The organism is Acetobacter cibinongensis, from assembly GCF_000963925.1.
Lineage (GTDB): Bacteria > Pseudomonadota > Alphaproteobacteria > Acetobacterales > Acetobacteraceae > Acetobacter > Acetobacter cibinongensis.
This window is the reverse complement of record NZ_BAMV01000017.1, coordinates 93060-106852: the sequence shown is the minus strand read 5'-3', so window position 1 is coordinate 106852 and position 13793 is coordinate 93060. Positions and strand designations below refer to the sequence as shown.

The following is a 13793-nucleotide window of genomic DNA, read 5'->3' as shown; positions in this document are numbered from 1 at the left end:
GTCTCTTAATCAGCGGGTCCAAGGTTCGAGCCCTTGTGCGCCCACCAATCTTTTCAAAGATTGCCGTGGTTCAAAAAATCTCAAAATTCTACAACATACGAACAAACTAGAGACGTATGTATTGCTTGGTTTAAGGGTACTTTTCGTAGTGAAAGAACCCCCAATACCTTCTCATTGAGCCGTTATGGCGTGGTGATGTAACGCCGTTCCCCAAAAACGAGAAACTAAACGCGTTGCTGCAAAGAGTCTTTTACAGACTGGTTTCGTAACCATTGGGATGCTTGGCACGCCAAAGGAAGGCTGTCTCGACAATAGCGTCCAGAGCAGAGAATTTTGAGTTCCATCCTGTTTCAGCCCGGATGCGTGAGGAGTCTGCTACCAGAACCGCAGGGTCTCCATGACGACGTGGTGCCCATTCCCACGGCACGGACTTTCCAGAAACCCGCTCCACGCTTTTGATAACGTCTAGGTTACTGAAGCCTTTGTCATTGCCCAAGTTGTAAGTCACGGAACGGTCATTCAGCTGGTCAATGGCACGGATGTGGGCATCCGCAAGGTCAGTGACATGAATATAGTCGCGCACGCATGTGCCATCGGGTGTAGGGTAATCATGGCCAAAAAGTTTCAGGGCTGGCCTACGGCCCAGCATGGCGTCAATCGTTAAAGGGATCAGGTGGGTTTCGGGTCTATGGTCTTCCCCAAGTCGGCCTTTTGGGTCTGCCCCGGCAGCGTTAAAATAGCGTAGGCACGCGGAGTGCATGCCATGAATACGGTCAGCCCAGAGGAGGGCGCGCTCAATAAAAAATTTGCTTTCGCCGTAGGGGGAGCCGGGATCGATAGTGGCATCATCCGCGATAGGTGGTGTGCGATCTTCCCCACCGAATAAAGCAGCAGTGGACGAAAAGACAAAGCGCTTAACCTTGTGGCGGGCACATGCCTCAATCAGGTTCAAGGATGTCACAGTGTTACGGCGGAGATAATGATAAGGCTCCACCATAGATGCACCGACCAAAGATAATGCAGCAAAATGCAGCACGGCATCCCAGGGGCCTTGCTTTACGATGTTCTCGGTTGCCTGAAGGTCGGCCAGATCTACTTTTTCAAAATGGGCACCGGCAGGAATAGCGGCCAGATGCCCAGTGCTGAGATCATCCAGGATAACAACTTCGTGGCCAGCATCCAGAAGGCTGAGTGCGACATGGCTGCCGACAAAGCCAGCACCACCAGTTACCAGACAACGCATGATCAAACTCTCCTGAAAACACGCTTTGTTGCGAGAGTATTTATAGATTTTTTCGTGGAAGGATAGCGTGCCGTCTTGTTTCTCATAGAGTATGGGCAAAGTATTATGGGGCGCCTCCCTAAAGACGGGTGTGTTCAGGCTATGCTGGAAAGCATAGTGCTCTGTCTGTTGATGTGTCCGGATGTAAGTTCTTACTTAGTGCCGGTAGGGTGAAGTGCCTGTAGGGCCAGTCTGCCGCAGGAATGAAGGGGGAAAAGTGTCTGACGTCAGGAAAGCAGGAAGTGCAGAGCCTTCAGTACAGGGCGATTTTTTCCTTGAGAGATATATACCCCAGTTGCCTCGGGTTAAGTCAGATTTATGGGAGCGTCTGGCCGGTTCTCAGTTCAGACAGAAATTTCACTTGGGGCAGGCGGACCGTGCATATTTAGCCAGTAAGGGTTTCTCCACTATTTTGGAGCATGGTGCTGACTTTATTGCGCATCGTCTGGCACCCGCACATCCCGTTAAAGATGGACGGCAAACTCCCTGGAAAGGACACCCTGTTTTTGTTGCGCAGCATGCAACGGGTACATGCTGCCGGTCCTGTCTGGAGAAATGGCACGGTTTTGGCAAAGGCCAGGCATTGTCTGCGCAGCAGCAGACTTACGTTCTGGCGGTTATAGCGGAGTGGCTTCATCGGGAAGAAAAGCGACTATAACGGCCAGAACGCCGCAGAATGGTGTGACGATAAACGTAAAAGCTATAGTTTAAGACTGTTGGTGAGATGCTGCGTGCCTGTCCATCAGCAGGGATGTCACAACGGATTTAAACGGCGTGAAGGCATCTGCCAGTCTGATGCCGGTTTCCCTCAAGTGGCGGAAGGGCGCACCGTCATGCGTATAGAGAGAGGCAATACCATTCGTCCCGGCAAACAAGGGCGCTGTAGCCAGACGATGCCTCTGCTCAAAACGGCGTAGGCCAGATGCAAGGCCTGCATCCCCACATTTAGACACGCTTCTTGCGACATCTTCAGCAAGTGTTTCCTGCCCCTTCAGGCCCAGATTGAACCCATGTGCAGTGATAGGGTGCATCCCCACTGCGGCATCCCCCACCAACGCCAGGCGACGACTTGCGAAACGGTGCGCGTAAACACCTTTCAAAGGGTAAGCATGACGCGTGCTGACTAGGCGCATGGTGCCCAGACGGTTACCGACCCGAAGCATGATGTCTTTATTGAAGTCATCCTGCGGCAGGGAAAGCAGCCGCTGGATCTCTTCCGGTGGCAGGGTTAGCACGAGAGAGGATGCCATGCCGTTAACTGGCAGCAAGGCAATTGTCTGTCCTTCATCAAACCACTGCGTTGCAACGTTATGATGCGGAGACTCATGGGCCATACGGCACACCATCATGGTGCGTTTGAAGTCATGTATAATAGCCCCAATGCCCGCCCGTTGGCGTGTAGGAGAAAAACGGCCATCCGCTCCAACCACAAGCTGTGCTGCCAGTTGGCCCCTGGTGTGATGAATAACGGCATGGTCCGGGTTCTGGCGCACTGTCTCAACAGAGACCCCAGAGTGCAGTGTGATGTTCTGATGCGCTGCTGCGGCAGCATAGAGGGCACGGCGGATCTGGTTATTTGAAACAAGCCAGCCCAGCGCGTCTACGCCACGACCATTGGTATCAAACCTCAGAGGGTGCGGAAACTTACCAGTTTCAACCCGTGCTTCACGCAAAGGGCATATAGCGGTTTCTGGAATATGGTCCCATGCACCATCAGTTTTCAGAATATTGACAGAATGGTGGGTCAGAGCAATTTCCCGTCCATCAAAAGATGGCTCTTCCCATACAGGCGTTGGTGCGCGTTCCAAAACAGCGACAGTGAGGCCTGTTTTTGCAAGGGACAGTGCCGTGGCGAGCCCAACAGGCCCCCCGCCAATAATGGCAACGTCAGTATGGGATGCGGTGCTCATGCGCTTATTCTTTATCTGCTGAGAAAGAGACCGGGCTACCCGTCCAGGATGCCGTAAATTGCGCGGGGTCTGGGCGGCGTGGCGGCTCACACTGCTGTGCTGGAGTGCCAACAAATAGGAACCCGGCCAGTTTATGCGGTGCAGGCAGGCCCAGTTCTGCCGCAAGGACAGGATCTTCCGTAATGTCGCCAGAAACCCAGATGCCACCAAAGCCTTTTGCATGCAGGGCATTGAGAACATTCATAGTTGCAGCAGCCACGGCCATTTCCTGTTCCCAAAGCGGAATTTTATGGTCTGGGCGTAAGTGCATGCCCAGTGCAATGACTAGTGGCATGGTGGAAAAACGCTGGCGGCGTTTGTTCAGTTTAAATTCGGGTGCATTCGCATCCAGCCGCAACATGCTGGCAATAACACGCTCTGCTGCCAGTGGGCGGGCATCGCCTTCAATAAGAATATAGCGCCATGGGCGGAGCTTTCCATGATCCGGTGCGCGCATAGCTGCCGCAAGCACCTCAGATAATTGGTCTGCGGAGGGTGCTGGTTCTATGAGAGTATCAACAGAAGCACGGCTTAACAGCATATCCATAGGTGTCATAAGGGAAAACTCCGTTAAGATCAGGCTGGGAAAGCAGGAAGAGCCTTACCGCCCATCAGGTGCAAGTGAAAATGCGGCACTTCCTGCCCTGCATTCTGGCCAGCATTGGTAATAAGGCGGTAGCCTGCCTGTTCCAGGTGCAGGTCTGCGGCAATACGTCCGGCAGACTGCATGACCCCTGCAATTTCTTCAACAGAAGCATTTTTGCTAAAGTCTATGAAGGACACATAGGCTTTTTTAGGGATAATCAGAACATGCACAGGGGCTTTGGGTGCAATGTCGTGAAAAGCCAGAACCCATTCGTTCTCAAAGACTTTTTTGCACGGAATATCTCCACGCAGGATCTTTGCAAAAATGTTGTCCGGGTCGTAAGAACCAGTTCCATGCACAGCCATTATTTATCCTTTTTTGTCAAAGTCTGCTTGGGACGAGAGGCTTTTTCAGCAATGCCGCTTGTTCCTTCACGTCGTTCCAGCTCTGCCCAAACGTCAGATGGCTGTATGCCAGCATCCACCCATAAAACAATAAGATGGTAGAGGACGTCAGCACTTTCGCCAATAAGAAGGTCTTTGCGCCCGGCAACGGCTTCAATCAGGCATTCAACGGCTTCTTCCCCAAACTTCTGGGCAATTTTATAGGTGCCGCGGGAAAGCAGGCGTGCGGAGTGGCTGACGCTGGGATCTGTACCCTTGCGGCTTTTGACAACATCAAACAAACGGTTCAGCACGGCGCTATTGGCGGGGCTGTCCAGAGAGGTTTGTGGTAGCATTATTTCTTTTTCTGTAAGGGCTTTTTTAGGAGCGGCCGCTTTTTTGCTCTGCCCTTTGGTGCCATTTTTTCCGGATTGTTTTGGTGCTGCTTTTTCCATGGGCTTTGTGGCGACTTTCTTGGTCATGAGCGTGGAGATACCTGAAAAGGGATAGGAGAGGGGCGAATAGGCAAGCCAGCCTCAGCCAAAGCTGATTTAACCTGCGAAATTTTGAATTGGCCAAAATGGAACACACTGGCGGCCAGCAGACCTGTGGCACCTGCCTGAGCACCTTCAACAAAATGGTGCAGTTCTCCCACACCACCCGATGCCACGATGGGGAGCCGAACGGCCTGCGTGGCAGCCTTGAGCAGGTTGAGGTCAAACCCGGAACGCGTGCCATCCCGGTCCATGGAGGTCAGTAGAATTTCTCCAGCCCCACGCTCGGCCACTTCGCGGCACCAGTCAATGGCATCGCGCCCTGTGGGGGTGCGGCCACCATGGGTATAGACTTCCCATTTGCCGGGGGCCGACTGCCGGGCATCCACAGCCACAACCACGCATTGGCTGCCAAATTTACGGGCAGCTTCGTTAATCAGGTCCGGGCGTGAGACGGCTGCCGAGTTCATGGCGCACTTGTCTGCTCCGGCCAGAAGCAGGCGGCGCATATCCTCAGGTGTGCGGACGCCACCGCCAACCGTAAGCGGTAGAAAGATACGCTCTGCGGTGCGGCCCACTACGTCCAGAATGGTATCACGGTTTTCATGGCTGGCAGTAATGTCCAGAAATGTCAGCTCGTCAGCGCCCGCTGCATCATAGAGTGCTGCTTGCTCCACCGGGTCACCAGCATCGCGCAGAGAGACAAAATTGACGCCTTTGACCACACGCCCGTTCTTGACGTCCAGACAGGGAATAACGCGGAGTTTGAGCATTAACCAAGCACCTTGAGGGCTTCTGCCGGAGACACGCGGCCATCATACAACGCCCGGCCCACAATAACACCTTCAATACCGGGAGCGTGGTTTGCAGCTTTGCGCAGGGCGGCCAGATGCTCAATTGTGCCCACGCCACCGCTGGCAATAACGGGAATGGTCACAGTGTTGGCTAAGGCAACAGTCTGCTCAAGGTCCAGCCCTTCCAGCATGCCGTCCCGGCTGATTTCCGTAAAAATGATGGCGGCTACACCCGCTTCCTGCATCCGGAGGGCAAGTTCCGTAGCCTGCATGTCAGAGACTTCGGCCCATCCTTCTGTGGCAACACGGCCAGAGCGGGCATCAATGCCCGCAACAATGCGGCCGGGGAACAGGCGGCAGGCTTCCCGCACCAGTGCCGGGTTTTTAACAGCAACAGACCCAAGAATAACGCGGGTCACACCGGCTTCCAGCCAGCCGGCAATGGCGCTCATATCCCGCAAACCGCCGCCAAGCTGCATGGGAACGGTTGTTGCGTCCAGAATGGCCCGTACGGCGGGTGCATTGGCTGACTGCCCTTCAAACGCGCCGTTCAGGTCAACAGCGTGCAGCCACTTGAACCCGGCATCACACCAAGCGCGGGCCTGAGCTGCCGGATCATCGGAATAGACGGTTGCATCATCCATCTCTCCACGCCGCAGGCGCACGCAGGCACCATCCTTCAGGTCAATGGCGGGGTAGAGTGTCAGTGCCCGTGCTGGTGAAGGTGTGGAGGACTGATTGGTCTGGGTCATACGGGTTTCGTCCACAACAGGAGTGGGGGAGGGAAGACGCGTGCCGTCAAGCAGCTTGGTAAAAAACAGGCCAGATACGGTCTGGTCGCCAATGCGGGCATAATGCGGGTGAGTGCCCCATTGCTGAAAGCCCGCTTTGCGGAACAGCGCTATGGCACCTGTCTGTGTGTCAGGAATATCCACATTCAGGACGCGGTAGCCCATGCTGCGGGCCGCATTTTCCACTTCGTGCAGCAGTTGTGCCCCCAACCCATGCTTGCGGGCATAGGGGGCTACAAACAGGTGCATGAGGCTGACGCACATGGCTTGTGCTTCATTATTGCGCGGAGCCCGGACCAGTTGGGCGCACCCAACGATGACGCCATCCAGACGGACCGCAAACAGCATCCGTTCAGGGACCAGGAGTAATCCCTTGAAGTATCGTTCCAGAACCTGACGGCCTTGTGGCTGAATCCAGCCAAAGCCGCCACCGTCTAGAATGGCGGCATCAACGGCCTCGCAGAGTGCCTGAAGGTCATCTTCCTCAAGCTCAAGCACACGGTGGACTGGTTTTTTTCTGGACATCAGCCGATCCACCGTTCCTGCGGCTGCCAGGCGAGAAAGTTTGCCATGATACGCAAGCCAACAGTCTGGCTTTTTTCCACGTGGAACTGTGTACCCGCGACATTCCCGTTACACACAATAGCTGGTACAGCGCCGCCATAGTCTGTAGTGGCGAGCAAAGTTTCCGGCTGACCATGTTGCAGTGCGTAGGAATGAACAAAATACCCGTGCGGCGCAGTGCCCAGCCCGTCTGTCAGGGGGTGGGGCCGTGTCAGGTTGAGTTCATTCCACCCCATTTGGGGCAAGCGCAGGCCGGGGGCCGCCATGGGGGCAATCTCCCCCTTGATCCAGCCCAAGCCCGCCGTTTCACCATGTTCCAGCCCACGCTCAGCCATGAGTTGCATGCCAACGCAAATGCCCAGAAACGGGGTGCCTTTGCGGGTGGCAGTCAGAAGTGCCTCTCTCAGCCCCGGCTGAGCGGCAAGCCCCTGGGCGCAGTCTGCAAAGGCCCCTTGCCCGGGCAGGATAATACGGTCTGCCTTCAGAACTGTTTCTGGCGCATTGGTAATGCAGACAGAGGCAGAAACCCCAGAAAGTTCGGCCGCACGCGCCGCAGCGCGCGCTGCGGAGGCCAGATTGCCTCCTTCATAATCAAGGACAGCAATGGAGAGAGACTGGGTCATGGGACCTCGCACTTCTTGGTCCTGAAGGGAAAATAGGGGAGACCCTCAGGCAGCCAGTATTTGCCAGACAGGTTAGCAACAGGAAAAACGCCGCCAGCAGGCGCGAGGGTGTGTTTACAACACTCCCTTGGTGGAGGGAATGGCACCCTGCGCCCGCGGGTCCTGCTCAACAGCCATTCGGAGGGCCCGTGCCAAAGCCTTGAATGCGGCTTCAGCAATATGATGGCAGTTTTTTCCGTCTTTCTGGTTCAGGTGCAGAGTTATCATGCCAGACATGGCAAATGCCCGGAAAAATTCTTCCACCAGTTCGGTATCCAGCTCACCAATCCGGTCGCGGTCAAACGTGGCGTTGAATGTCAGGAACGGCCTGCCGGAAAGGTCCACCACAGCCTCACACAAGGCTTCATCCAGCGGGACCAGAGCATGGCCAAAGCGGCGTACACCGCGCTTGTCTCCCACCGCCTGACGAAGCGCCTGCCCAAGGGCAATGCCGGTATCTTCAACGGTGTGGTGGCCATCAATATGCAAGTCCCCCTGCACCTTGACTGTCAGGTCAAGCAGCCCATGCTTGGCAAGGGCTGTCAGCATATGGTCGAAAAACCCTATGCCTGTCTGAATGTCAGCCTGTCCTGATCCGTCCAGATCAAGAGTTACGGCAATATCTGTCTCGCTAGTAACGCGATGGAGGGTGGCTTGGCGCGGTGTGGTCATGGTGCAGCTTTATAACGCAAGAGCGTGGGGGATGCCATTGTGCTTGCGGCATATCGTATGTTTTGCCGTACGGAAGTGTGCCGTATCAGGGTACGGACTGTTCCAGATCCTCCAGCCAGAGGCGGGCGTTACCGTCCGAGGGAGCACGCCAGTCCCCGCGCGGTGACAGGCTGCCGCCTGCCATGATTTTCGGCCCGTTGGGCATGGCAGAGCGTTTGAACTGGCTTGTGGTGAAGAAGCGATGAAGGAACACACCCAGCCAGTGCTTGATGGTGGGCAGGTCGTAGGCTTTGTGTTCCGCCTCCGGGAAATTGGGGGGCCACTGTCCGGCTTGTGCATCCTGCCACGCATGCAGCGCCATGAACGCGATGCGGGACGGCGTAAAGCCGTAGCGCAGCACATAAAACAGCGTAAAATCATGCAGCGCATAGGGGCCAATCAGGCTTTCAGTGCTCTGTGATTTTCCTTCTGTTGCGGGGACCAGTTCCGGGGAGATCTCCGTTGCCAGAATGGTGGAGAGCAGGGGAGATACCGTCCCGGAAAAATGGCCAGAGGCGATGGTCCAGCGGATAATATGCTGGATCAGTGTTTTTGGCAGGCCAGCATTCACATTGTAATGCGCCATCTGGTCACCTACGCCGTAGGTGCACCAGCCCAGCGCCAGCTCTGAGAGGTCTCCCGTGCCAATGACCAGGCCGTTATGCATGTTGGCGAGGCGGAACAGGTAGTCCGTCCGCAGGCCTGCCTGCACGTTTTCAAACGTAATGTCATGCACAGGCTCTCCTTTGGCAAAAGGATGCCCGATTTCTCGCAGCATGAGCGTTGCAGAGGGACGAATATCAAGCAGTTCGTTCCAGGTGCCGAGTGCCGCCATGAGGGCTTGCGCACTGGAGAGCGTTTTGTCTGTCGTGCCAAAGCCGGGCATGGTGTAGCCAAGTATGGCTGAGCGTGGCCACCCCATTTCGTCTGCTGTGCGGGCGGCAACAAGCAGCGCGTGCGTGGAGTCCAACCCGCCGGAAACGCCAATCACCATGGTTTTGGCGCGGCTGGCCTTCAGGCGTTGCTTGAGAGCAGTAACCTGAATGGTAAAGGCTTCAAAACAGTCCTGCGCCAAGCGGGCGGAGTTGCTGGGCACAAACGGAAAACGGGCAAGGTCCCGCTTCAGACCAAGGTTGGTCAGGGGTGGAGTAAGTGTGCAGGCAATGCGCCGCCAGTTGGGCGTTGTGCCTGCAACAGCCTGTGCATTGGCAGTAAATGACCCCATACGCAGGCGTTCCTGCGCCAGTAATGTCAGGTCAATATCAGCAATGACTGTACGACCACCGGTTGGGAAGCGGTCACTTTGTGCCAGAAGTTCGCCATTTTCAAAAATGGAGATCTGGCCATCCCAGGCGAGATCGGTTGTTGATTCCCCCTCTCCAGCCGCAGCGTAAATGTAGGCGGACAGGCAGCGGGCAGATTGGGCGCGGCACAGCAGTGTGCGGGTTTCTGCTTTGCCAACTGTGATGTCACTGGCGGAGGGGTTGGCAAGAATGGTTGCGCCAGCCAGTGCGGCAAACATGCCGGGAGACGCGGGAACCCAGAGATCTTCACAAATTTCTACGGCCAGACAGAAGTTTGGCACATCTGTGGCTTCAAAAAGAAGATCCGTGCCAAAAGGAGCGTGCCTTTCCCCTATGACAATGGTTTCATTGCGGAGCGTGGCACCGGCGGTAAAGTGCCGGGCTTCATAAAACTCCCGATAGTTTGGCAGAAAACTTTTGGGAACAACCCCCAGAATTTTACCACGATGCAACACCACAGCGCAGTTATACAGGGCAGAACCGTGGCGCAGGGCCGCCCCAATAACGAGAATAGGCAACAGAGCGTGTGTTGCGGCGGCAATCTCCGTCAGGACTGTGTTTGTGGCGTGTAGAAGAACTTCCTGCTGGCGAAGGTCATCAAGAGTGTAACCAGAAAGGCCTAGCTCCGGGAAAACACAGATGGCACAGCCTTCTTCTGAGCAGGCTGTTGCGGCGGCCAGTATGCGCTGCATATTGGTGGCTGGGTCAGCAAGGGCTACAGGCAGCGTGCAGGCAGCAACCCGGGCAAAACCCTGATGATACAGCGCATGAAAGTTGGACCCAGACACGGCGTTGCCCTCCAGTTTTAGTGGCAGTCAATGATGATTGCAGAGATGGCGCAGGCCGCCAAGCGCTTGTCATCCCTTAAGAAATAGCCGTTTCACAAGGCGTCAGAAGACCTTGATATAAAAAAGTAAAAAAATTTGATTTTCCCTCTTGCGCAGTTTCTCAAACCCCCGTAGAAGGAGGTCATCCGATGCGGGCGTAGCTCAGGGGTAGAGCACAACCTTGCCAAGGTTGGGGTCGTGGGTTCGAATCCCATCGCCCGCTCCAGATTTTTATAAGAAAATCTGGAGCTTAGATAAGTCAGATTTTCACTTATCTAGCCGCATCGTATATTCCTAAAACACTGAAGAATTTTTTCTCTGCAAACAAACAAGTAATGTTTGCAAAACTGTCTACAGCTTTAGGCTATTTTGATCGCCTATTGATATCGGATTTGCGGAGAGACCGATAAGGAGGCTTATATTAAGCCTCCTTGCCCTCAGCAGTATTAAATCAGAAGCACTTAACGAGTGGTTCTTACGTTTTTTTGTACCAACTTGATCCACGGGTGGCGTTGTTCAAGGAGGGTTATGACACTGTGTTTGTGATCTCCCTGCTCAGTTACGCATGATGTCATGGAGTTTCCATGCACCCGGTATTCAGCGAGAACTTCTGCGACATGTGTGCCTTGTAGCCCCAGCTCCGCCATAGAGCACCAAAGGTCATAATCTTCCCACCCCATGGCAGCCCTGTTTACATAATAACCGCCGCAAGCAGCCCATGCCCATTTTGCTATAAGGGCCATGGCATCAATATAGTTCCCGGCCTGCAAGCGTGAGGGTGTATATGGTGATTGTCCCAGAATATGGTCAGCTGTTGCATTCCCAAATTGCTGCTGCATAGGGTAGGCATAAGCTGTCATGGGGGATGTGGCGACCAAAAGCGCTGCACAGGCGTTTGGCAACAGTTTATTATCTGCATCTAATGGCAGAAAATAAGGCGTTTCAGCGTAGGCAACGCCGCAGTTTCGTGCAGCGCCAAGACCGGAATTATAGGTTGTCCGTAGTAGCAGAACCCGATTAAACCGGTGTGCGTTACGCTGCATCCATTCATGTGTAAGTGCTACGGAAAAATCCTTTGATCCATCGTCAACCACAATCAGATCAAGCGCTCCCAGAGTTTGAAGACGCACGGATTCCAGAGCATCCAGCAAATAGTGTTCGTAATTATATGAGGTTATAATGACGGAAACATCTGATGGACTCAGAGTATCTTTTTGGAAAATGATGTCACACCCCACAATATGAGGGAGAGACTTTGCACGGTAGGATTTACGTGCAATTTGACGCTCAAATTCCTGGCAGGATGACGCCTCACTTTTAGTGCTTTCAAATATGCTTTTGAGAAATTTTGCTTGCCTTTGAACGCTAAAATACCAAAGGCACCCGTGATAAGCATTGAGGCCAACGCTATGACGGATTTTGGTATTTTCAATAAGTTTTACAAGCGCGGCATGCCATTGCTCTACACCTTCAGCCAGAAAGCCAGAAACACCGTCTTCAATGCATTCTCGATACGCAGGAAGAGGTGAGGTAATGAGAGGAATATTGCAAAGTGCTGTTCTGAGATAAATATTTTCTGACTGAGAGGTAAAATAGACATTATCAGTAGGGCATGGAAAAAGCGCGATATCAACGCCCTTCCAATTGAGCATACTGTCATTATTTGAGTCTAATTTCTGCCAGATAATCTGATCTATGGAGGGGATAAGTTCAGGAAAATACTTTTCTATGTAAGTATTTTTATCAGAAAATCCCTGCGTGAAAAGTCTTAGTTTGACATGCGAGTATTTTTGAAGAACAGAAGCTATTGTTGTTGATGTAGATTTAAAAAAAATAGAGTTTTTTAAGATATCATATCCAAGACCTAAAGTGACAGAAGAGTTGTCTTCGAAAATACATTTTTCACGAAAGTTATTCCGGCCGCGCTGCCAAGTTGCAACATCATAAATATTAGGAAGTGTGTAGGATATAGGGCGATCCAGGCGTAGAGTTTGAGCAAGAGTGTCAGTTGTGGCTGTACAGATGCTCGCTCGCACAAGAGTGCGCCATAACGTATAAAAATAGGTTTCTAACTGTTCTTCACTAAATAAAGAAGAAAATTGAGCAGACACACTTTCTGATCGAGCCAGTCTGGGCATACACAAAAGAGCATCTATATCAAAAATAACAGGCATTGAACGTTCTTGCGCAATCTGCATCATAATGCTGACATGATCGCTAAATTCTACACGGTAGAAAACAAGAATGGTGGCCCAGTCAATATCATCGGGTCCGATTTCAGGACAGGATTTCAGCCGGACTGTGTATCCAGCAAGGCGGGCGGCTTCAGCGTTATGAGTGCAACGTTGCGTAAGCTGTTCTGCTTCCGTATCGCCGATAACAAAAACAACGCGCCCTAATTCGGTTGCAGGAGAGTAAATTTCTACTTCTTCTTTTTCTAAACACACTATATCAGAAGTATTATGATCTGAAACAGGTATGCTCTGTAAAGGAAAAGAAGGGGGGGTGGGGAGAGAGGGAACAAAAACTCCCAAGTTTTTATTTAAGATAACACGCGCAATATCTTTGAGTATATTTCGCGGTTGTGCAAAGAAATTTTTGAGAGATGTAAGGGCATCTTGAGTCTGAAGAACAGTTTGGGAAAAAGAAAGCCATTCCTTTTCTCTCGCTTGGGCCTGTTCTAAGGCAGACATTAGATCTCGGTTTTCATCTAAAAGTGAATCAATTTTGAGGTTTTGTTCACTAATTATTTTTTCTTTTTCTAAGGTTTCGATCATTAAAAATCGGGCCTGAACATTAATCAGGCCATTTTTTTCTTTGGTTTTTTCAGACAAAGCAATACGCGCTTTTGTAGCCCAATAATCTGCAAAAAATTTACATTTTTCCAGGAACAGGAAATGCTCTGTGTCTGAAGTATTTTTTGAGGTCTGAACAAGAGGTGACAGACAGGCAGAAGTTTTGGGCGTTGAAAGAATCAGAAGACCTGCCCCGTAGTCTAAGCGTGTAGAGGTAAAAGAGGAGGATAATTTTGTGGGGTCTAAGGGGCTAAGGTCAGAATCTTCAAATAATACGATACTTCCCTCAGGCAGCGTCTGAAGCCATTTTGTTATGGCGTCCACACTCGTATTGCTTGGGTTACCACAGTAATACACGCAATTATCATAAGGCTTGATATCAGGAATGGAGTCGTATTCGTGAATCAGAATGGCGGCTGATTGTGCTTTGATAACGCTGGTGAGTGTCTGGATAGCCGTCTGGCTTGCGTTGATGAGAACCAGATGGTTCAGAACAAAAGTGGACAGAATCCAGTTAGTCACGGGCATGAACGCGCATCCACGCGTATCTTCGTCAACAAGGGTCACATGTAGGAAAAGGGGCAGGAGTCCACTGTTTCCGGTCTGTGAAATATTTGTTGCAGTGCTGGGATCTGGCGCGGTGTTCATGGG

The 13793-nt window shown here is 52.6% G+C and carries 12 protein-coding genes and 1 tRNA gene; 2 read left to right on the top strand and 11 right to left on the bottom strand.

What is annotated here, in order from left to right:
• Nucleotides 1–250: 250 nt before the first annotated feature.
• Nucleotides 251–1243 (bottom strand): UDP-glucose 4-epimerase GalE, encoded by a 993-nt coding sequence (gene galE / locus Abci_RS09690; protein ID WP_048838957.1) that lies wholly within the window; start codon nt 1241–1243, stop codon nt 251–253.
• A 325-nt stretch (nt 1244–1568) separates the two neighbouring features.
• Between galE and Abci_RS09685 the strand changes: the two genes are divergently transcribed.
• Nucleotides 1569–1940: a DUF4186 domain-containing protein gene (locus Abci_RS09685; RefSeq protein WP_048839138.1), complete on the top strand. Its 372-nt coding sequence runs from the start codon at nt 1569–1571 to the stop codon at nt 1938–1940.
• Between the two features lie 49 nt (nt 1941–1989).
• Here the strand turns inward: Abci_RS09685 and ubiM are convergent, their stop codons facing one another.
• The 9 genes from ubiM to Abci_RS09640 all read right to left on the bottom strand — a co-directional run bounded on the left by ubiM (nt 1990) and on the right by Abci_RS09640 (nt 10308).
• Nucleotides 1990–3192, bottom strand: a complete 1203-nt coding sequence (ubiM, locus tag Abci_RS09680) for a 5-demethoxyubiquinol-8 5-hydroxylase UbiM (protein ID WP_048838956.1) — start codon at nt 3190–3192, stop codon at nt 1990–1992.
• A 4-nt stretch (nt 3193–3196) separates the two neighbouring features.
• Nucleotides 3197–3787, bottom strand: coding sequence for a nitroreductase family protein (locus Abci_RS09675; RefSeq protein ID WP_048838955.1), 591 nt, complete (start codon nt 3785–3787; stop codon nt 3197–3199).
• A gap of 20 nt (nt 3788–3807) precedes the next feature.
• Nucleotides 3808–4182, bottom strand: coding sequence for a histidine triad nucleotide-binding protein (locus tag Abci_RS09670; protein ID WP_048838954.1), 375 nt, complete (start codon nt 4180–4182; stop codon nt 3808–3810).
• Nucleotides 4182–4556, bottom strand: coding sequence for a phosphoribosyl-ATP diphosphatase (locus tag Abci_RS09665; protein WP_048839137.1), 375 nt, complete (start codon nt 4554–4556; stop codon nt 4182–4184). Before Abci_RS09665 ends, Abci_RS09670 begins: the two co-directional genes overlap by 1 nt.
• Nucleotides 4557–4678: 122 nt before the next feature.
• The gene (gene hisF, locus Abci_RS09660; protein ID WP_048838953.1) at nt 4679–5467 is read right to left on the bottom strand and encodes an imidazole glycerol phosphate synthase subunit HisF; all 789 of its coding nucleotides are present in this window, start codon (nt 5465–5467) and stop codon (nt 4679–4681) included.
• On the bottom strand, nt 5467–6804 hold the full coding sequence (gene hisA / locus Abci_RS09655) for a 1-(5-phosphoribosyl)-5-[(5-phosphoribosylamino)methylideneamino]imidazole-4-carboxamide isomerase (protein WP_048838952.1): 1338 nt from the start codon (nt 6802–6804) through the stop codon (nt 5467–5469). The genes hisF and hisA overlap by 1 nt, the downstream gene beginning before the upstream one ends.
• Nucleotides 6804–7466 carry an imidazole glycerol phosphate synthase subunit HisH gene (gene hisH / locus Abci_RS09650; protein WP_048838951.1) on the bottom strand — a complete coding sequence of 221 codons (663 nt, stop codon included), beginning with the start codon at nt 7464–7466 and terminating at the stop codon, nt 6804–6806. The genes hisA and hisH overlap by 1 nt, the downstream gene beginning before the upstream one ends.
• Before the next feature lie 114 nt (nt 7467–7580).
• On the bottom strand, nt 7581–8177 hold the full coding sequence (hisB, locus tag Abci_RS09645) for an imidazoleglycerol-phosphate dehydratase HisB (protein ID WP_048838950.1): 597 nt from the start codon (nt 8175–8177) through the stop codon (nt 7581–7583).
• A gap of 85 nt (nt 8178–8262) precedes the next feature.
• Nucleotides 8263–10308, bottom strand: coding sequence for an NAD(+) synthase (locus Abci_RS09640; RefSeq protein WP_048838949.1), 2046 nt, complete (start codon nt 10306–10308; stop codon nt 8263–8265).
• Nucleotides 10309–10498: 190 nt separating this feature from the next.
• On the opposite strand from Abci_RS09640, the gene Abci_RS09635 reads away from it, so the two are divergent.
• Nucleotides 10499–10573, top strand: a tRNA-Gly gene (locus Abci_RS09635).
• Nucleotides 10574–10808: 235 nt separating this feature from the next.
• Here Abci_RS09635 and Abci_RS09630 read toward each other — a convergent pair.
• Nucleotides 10809–13790 (bottom strand): glycosyltransferase, encoded by a 2982-nt coding sequence (locus Abci_RS09630; protein WP_048838948.1) that lies wholly within the window; start codon nt 13788–13790, stop codon nt 10809–10811.
• Nucleotides 13791–13793: the final 3 nt, after the last annotated feature.

What these genes read in the sequence shown, in the direction of transcription:
- galE (WP_048838957.1), bottom strand. Translation starts at nt 1,243, where the DNA reads ATGCGTTGTCTGGTAACTGGTGGTGCTGGCTTTGTCGGCAGCCATGTC.
- ubiM (WP_048838956.1), bottom strand. Translation starts at nt 3,192, where the DNA reads ATGAGCACCGCATCCCATACTGACGTTGCCATTATTGGCGGGGGGCCT.
- Abci_RS09675 (WP_048838955.1), bottom strand. Translation starts at nt 3,787, where the DNA reads ATGACACCTATGGATATGCTGTTAAGCCGTGCTTCTGTTGATACTCTC.
- Abci_RS09670 (WP_048838954.1), bottom strand. Translation starts at nt 4,182, where the DNA reads ATGGCTGTGCATGGAACTGGTTCTTACGACCCGGACAACATTTTTGCA.
- Abci_RS09665 (WP_048839137.1), bottom strand. Translation starts at nt 4,556, where the DNA reads ATGCTACCACAAACCTCTCTGGACAGCCCCGCCAATAGCGCCGTGCTG.
- hisF (WP_048838953.1), bottom strand. Translation starts at nt 5,467, where the DNA reads ATGCTCAAACTCCGCGTTATTCCCTGTCTGGACGTCAAGAACGGGCGT.
- hisA (WP_048838952.1), bottom strand. Translation starts at nt 6,804, where the DNA reads ATGTCCAGAAAAAAACCAGTCCACCGTGTGCTTGAGCTTGAGGAAGAT.
- hisH (WP_048838951.1), bottom strand. Translation starts at nt 7,466, where the DNA reads ATGACCCAGTCTCTCTCCATTGCTGTCCTTGATTATGAAGGAGGCAAT.
- hisB (WP_048838950.1), bottom strand. Translation starts at nt 8,177, where the DNA reads ATGACCACACCGCGCCAAGCCACCCTCCATCGCGTTACTAGCGAGACA.
- Abci_RS09630 (WP_048838948.1), bottom strand. Translation starts at nt 13,790, where the DNA reads ATGAACACCGCGCCAGATCCCAGCACTGCAACAAATATTTCACAGACC.